General features: G+C 70.4%; 1 protein-coding gene. It reads right to left on the minus strand.

Annotated features, from left to right (window positions below; genetic code table 11):
- Nucleotides 1-211: 211 nt before the first annotated feature.
- The coding region (locus tag ACFVJS_RS28015; protein WP_378886809.1) for a leucyl aminopeptidase family protein at nt 212-1,202 on the minus strand (991 nt) is incomplete at its 5' end.

Here is a 1,202-nt window from a genome sequence, read left to right on the forward strand (position 1 = left end):
CAAATGGCTGCACCACTACAATCACCACCGCGGCCACACCAGCCTCAGGGGCAAGTCACCGATCGACCGCGTGCCCAACCTCCCCGGTCAGAACATCTAGCCCAGAGGTCAACCCCGTCGGCCGAAGTGACACCTGCGTGCCAGCTCGGCCGACGTACATGACGTCTCGGCCGACCGGGGTGACGTCTCGGCCGACCGGGGTGACGTCTCGTCAGGAACCTACGCCAGCCAGCGGGTCGGCGTCGGCCAGCCACGTCAGCAGCACCCGGGCACCGAAGCCGGTCGGACCGGGGGTGAGCTCGTGGACGTCGGCGTAGGCGTCGCCGCAGGCCACGTCGAGGTGTGCCCACGGGATGCCGCCGGTGAAGTGGTGCAGGAAGAGCGCGGCGGTGATCGCGCCGGGGCCACCGGGAGCGTTGTCGGCGTCGGCGACCTTCGAGGCGAGCTTCTCCTCGTAGTCGGCCACCAGCGGCATCCGCCACAGCGTCTCGCCGGAGAGCTCCGACGCCTCGCTCAGCAGGGACGCCAGCGCGTCGTCGTCGGCGAAGTAGCCCGCCATCGTCTGCCCGAGCGCCACCCGCATCGCACCGGTCAGGGTGGCGATGTCGACCATGGCGGCCGGCTTGATCTTGTCGACGGCGTAGGCCATCGCGTCGGCGAGCACCAGGCGACCCTCGGCGTCGGTGTTGGTGACCTCGGAGGTGCGGCCGCCGTAGTGGGTGACGACGTCGCCGGGGCGCAGCGCTGATCCGGAGATCGCGTTCTCCGCGGAGGCGATGAGGCCGACGACCTTGACCCGGCAGCCGACCTCGGCCAGCGCCGCCATCACCGCGAGCACCACCGCACCGCCGGTCATGTCACGCTTCATGTTGATCATGCCGTCACCGGGCTTGATGTTGAGCCCGCCGGTGTCGAAGGTGATGCCCTTGCCGACCAGCACGATCGTCGGTGCCGTCTTCAGCGAATTCAGCCGGCCGGCCTTGCGTGGCGTGTAGTCGAGCCGGATCAGCCGCGGCGGGGTGGCCGAGCCCTGACCGACCGCGACGATGCCGCCGAAGCCCTCCGCCGCGAGCTGGTCCTCGCCCCAGACCGTGACCTTCAGTCCGGTCTCGGCACCCAGCGAGGTGGCCTGCTCGGCGAGCCAGGCCGGGTTCTTCAGGTTGCTCGGGACCGAGGCGAAGAATCGCGCGCGCCAGCCGGCG

It is taken from the genome of Nocardioides sp. NPDC057772 (assembly GCF_042798075.1).
Taxonomy (GTDB): Bacteria; Actinomycetota; Actinomycetes; order Propionibacteriales; family Nocardioidaceae; genus Nocardioides.